Source organism: Vibrio sp. M260118, assembly GCF_036533755.1.
Lineage (GTDB): Bacteria > Pseudomonadota > Gammaproteobacteria > Enterobacterales > Vibrionaceae > Vibrio.
This window is the reverse complement of the sequence record NZ_JATABG010000452.1, coordinates 1-4,204: the sequence shown is the minus strand read 5'-3', so window position 1 is coordinate 4,204 and position 4,204 is coordinate 1. Positions and strand designations below refer to the sequence as shown.

Below are 4,204 nucleotides of genomic sequence, written 5' to 3'. Positions count from 1 at the left end.
GCATTGCGTATTCACCATCCGTCAACTTTAGCAAGTTGTCTGTTCTTACTACCAACGACAATCAATTAAAGACCAATGTTTTGGAATTGGTCAATAATCCCAAGTTTTGTCAGAGGATAGGGAAGAGCCCACGTAATATCCAAGACGCCCTGATCGCGATAGGAGCGATTGGTGTTGATACCTGTAGCTTGTTGTTTCCAATATTAATGGCTAAGCCACTTCTTAAATGGCATGACCCAGTGACGAAAAGTATCGTCCCTAAGCTATGGCAACACATGGTGCTAACGGCTAATGTGGCGCGAATAAGAATGGAACAGTCTGGGATGAAGAACCCGCATCAGGGTATCTTGCTTGGCGTTCTAAGGACCATCAGTCACTTCGCCATTGTTAATCATTTTTCTCTGCTATTTGAAGATGCGCAGGTTGCTAAGATGCAGTGGTATCGAGAGAACTCACTCCGAGAGGAGTATTATGCTTGTGGGGAAGTGGCGCCAGATCTGAGCATTTTGCCGCGTATAATCAGTGAATTGGAGCGAGAGTTAACACGCAAAGTTGTGGATTCGATTGAGTGGACACCTTTTACATTGCCTTTGCGTAATGCGCTTGAAGAAGACTTGGACGGTGTTCCCGTATTGGAGAGAAGTGACGCAGGCGTTGCTTTGGCGCAAGCTCAAGCTTATGCAATGTTCGACACTTTAGATCGCAGTAATGCGTTTGTAGCCAAACATAAGCCATTTTGGTTTGCTAACGTACAGATGTCAGCAGAAGCGTTGCAAATGATACGTGATATGAATCCTGGTCGCGTAGGTTTAACAGTTTAGATTTGCATCGTTGATGCACTATAACTAGATAAGGGTTTCACCAACAAGATAGACTCTTTTGAGTGTTAACAATGCTACAGATATAACGAGCGAACTTGGCTTTATAACGGGAAGAGCATCAACTTGGCCATCGCTAAACGCATCGTATTTTGCGACAATTATCCTGCACCTAGAGCTACTGAGAAGCGTTGAAGCTTGATGATGTAACAATTTCAGCGATTTGTTATTTGTCGCTGCCAAGTATTTGGTCACAAGCATCAGTGTCCAAGCTGCAGCTTGGTTTAGCTAACAATGTGCGAAAGTTTCAGTTTAGATAGTTCCAAGGTAATCGTGTTAACCACGATAATTGATTCTGGATTTGTTGTAGAGAGTGGCCGTGAAGTTAACTGGTGAAGAGTCAGGCCCAGGAAACGATTAGAAGTTAGAGAACGATTTTAACTCTGGACGACACTGACTAATGCCTATATGATAGTACGCATTATGCATATTATGTTAAATTAAATATGATTGTACGTGAAATCTAGTCTGATGTTGGCCCTATCTGTTGTGATTTGAGCCATTTCATTCAACATAATTGATTTACCATAAAATACCTAATAATCACATTTAGTAATCGAAGATTATTAAATGTGATTATTAGTGAGCACCTAGTACGGTTTCTATTGCAGCGCGAATTTCTTTACTTCTGATTGGCTTTGATACAAACGCGTCCATTCCTGAATCTAAACATGCTTGTTTGTCTTGTGTCATCGCGTGCGCTGTGAGTGCAATGACGGGAATATGTTGGCAAAACTTACGAATCTCTTTTGTTGCTGTTAGCCCGTCCATTACCGGCATCGATACATCCATAAAAACAATATCTACGCTGCTAATATTATCTCTAACGAATTCTACTGACTCTTGACCATTGTTTACTATGGTCACTTCGTGCCCCAAACGTTCAAGAATGAGTTTGAGCACCATTTGGTTGGTTTGCGTGTCTTCCACTACCAGTACTTTTAGCGTTTGACCGCAATGAATACCATTTGTGATTGCTTCACCGTGTGGCTTTTCAGTGGTTTTGATTGAGACAGGTAGCTTTATGCTAAAAGTCGCGCCTTTCCCTGATGCACTCACAACGGAAATGTTACCATTCATTAGCGTGACCAAGTGCTTCGATATGCTTAGACCTAAGCCAGTGCCGCCATATTGCCGCGTAATTGAATCGTCTGCTTGTTTGAATTCGGCAAAAATCGCCTCTTGGCGAGTACGGTCGATGCCAATACCAGTGTCAGAGACTTCTATACTTAATTGCCCAGCCCGAACAGTAGCAACTAACGATACATGTCCGCTATGAGTAAACTTAATTGCGTTGCCTACCAAATTAAATACTATTTGGATCACTCGAGCAGAGTCGATCCAAATGAGTTCGGACGTTAATATTAAACTCGCCACTTTCAATTCTCGATAACTCTAAGATGTCATCAATTAAAATGAGTAGCAGTTCAGCTGAAGACTCCATTTTTTCCAAGAGCCTGATCTGGCTTTCATTATTCAAGTCGCCAAGTAACACATCAATGTAACCTAGAACTGCGCTTAATGGCGTGCGCAATTCGTGGCTCATCATGGCCAAAAAGCGTGATTTTGCTTCATTGGCTTTCTCTGCTTTGACTTGTGCTTGTTTTAGCTGACGAGTTCTCACCTCAACCAGTTCTTGTAGTTGTTCGTTCCTTTCAATGTCGATGAGTGCGCGCTCTAAAATGGGCCTAAAACGTGACAGGGTGTCACGAGACTCTAAGCTAAACTGCCCTTCTCTTTTTCCTAGCATGACGATGACTGAGTCAGTAAGAACTCCTTTTGCGCCAGTGATTAAAGCACACTGCACCTCATCGCCAACGGTCTTGCGCAGAGGAATAAACTCATCAAGTTTGTCTAGTTGATACAAAATGATGCACTCGCCAGATAGCGCGCGATAAAACTTATTTTGGCTTTGCCAGCCAATCTGTTCAAACTCTGGGTTTGTTGACAGAACTGTCTGATAGTCTGAATCATCTGTGTTGTTTTTGCTGAGAACGAGAAAGTCAGAAAAGTTGATATATAAGGAGAGAACGGTTTTCAGTTCAGCAAAAATCTGTTGCTTATTACTTGCTAACGTAATACTTGAGATAGCATCTAAGATTGCTTTGTTCTCACCAGCGAGTTTTGCCTCTCGTTCCTGGCTCTGCTTCAGCTCAATGAGTGCTTCATGTAGTTGCTCTTGCTGTTTCAAATTCATAAGGCTTCTACCTCTGAATAGAATGTAGCTACAGAAATCATTAAGTTTCCATGGCCATTGTCTCCGTTGACGAAGCGCCCTTGTTCACCGAAGGTAAATGGACAAATGAATGGAATCCCGTTCATTTCGTGCAGTATTTTCTCGTAGACACTTTGCATGTCATCCTCGAGGTGAAGCATTGCTCCAGCACAAATAACACATATTGCTCCGGATAGATTGGCATTCAGTTTTGCACGCCTTGCTTCTTGGATGACTCTTGCAGGACGACGAATCAGTTGTTCTCTATCGCCACACATGAGTGTGACTCTATCGCCTTCTTCAATGTCGGTGAACACAAGAACTCCCTGATTATCCGTGGTCTGAATTGGATGGGAGAGTTTGTAATACGGTTGATTGTATAGGGTTCCCGCAATTCGTCCTAACGGGTATTGGGTAACGACTTGAAACTTAAACCACTCTGGGACATCAATGTTGGCATGATTGAGTATCCAACTACGGTATCTCTCTTGAGCGGGGATATGGTCTATTTCAATCACTTCCCGATCGTGACATTTGGTAACTACGCCAGAGTACTCTGTTGGTGAATAACCTGCGCTAAATCCGGTTGCTAGGGGTTTGGATGGAAACAAAAGCTGTACTGCGAGTCCGCTATTTGTTGAATCATCTTCGTTGAAGATTGACCACTGGCCCTTGATGGCGTTATCAGCGGCGGTGGCACCAATTAGCGGAACTGGTGTTTTAAAAACGTTGTCAAAAGCGCTAATCAATTGTTCTTCTATACCTGGAGTGGTGTGAACAATAGCAAAACTTGGAATTTCACCGATTCTGTTGGCTTTTTTCAACGCTACTTCAATGGCTTGCTGTGTCGAATGCGCTGTCGATTGCTTGTTGTCAATGGCGACGATACAGCTGCCGTAAGCAGTGGATTTGGAATCGTAGATCGCAATTAACCCGATAACATGACCAAAATGAAGCCCTCTCTCTGTCATCAGTCCTTTGCAAGTAGAGCAACCAATCAGTGATGTTTCGGGGAAATGTTGTTTAAAAGATAGTCGAAGTTTTTCGGCACCGTAGTTTTGTGTGAAATAGCAAATAATGCTGACTAAATTGGTTCGGCTAATTTGGCTAC

Annotated in this window: 2 protein-coding genes and 1 pseudogene; 1 reads left to right on the top strand and 2 read right to left on the bottom strand. The window is 42.8% G+C overall.

Annotated elements, in window-relative coordinates:
• On the top strand, positions 1 to 821 hold an 821-nt coding region (locus QTO00_RS18215; protein ID WP_331426038.1), incomplete at its 5' end, for an HDOD domain-containing protein.
• Positions 822 to 1,457: 636 nt separating this feature from the next.
• On the opposite strand, the pseudogene QTO00_RS18210 reads toward QTO00_RS18215, so the two are convergent.
• Together QTO00_RS18210 and QTO00_RS18205 are read right to left on the bottom strand one after the other, a co-directional pair.
• Positions 1,458 to 3,075, bottom strand: a pseudogene (locus tag QTO00_RS18210) (ATP-binding protein).
• Positions 3,072 to 4,204, bottom strand: a 1,133-nt coding sequence (locus tag QTO00_RS18205; protein WP_331426037.1) for an FIST signal transduction protein, incomplete at its 5' end; no start/stop codon positions are given. The gene QTO00_RS18205 and the pseudogene QTO00_RS18210, both read right to left, overlap by 4 nt.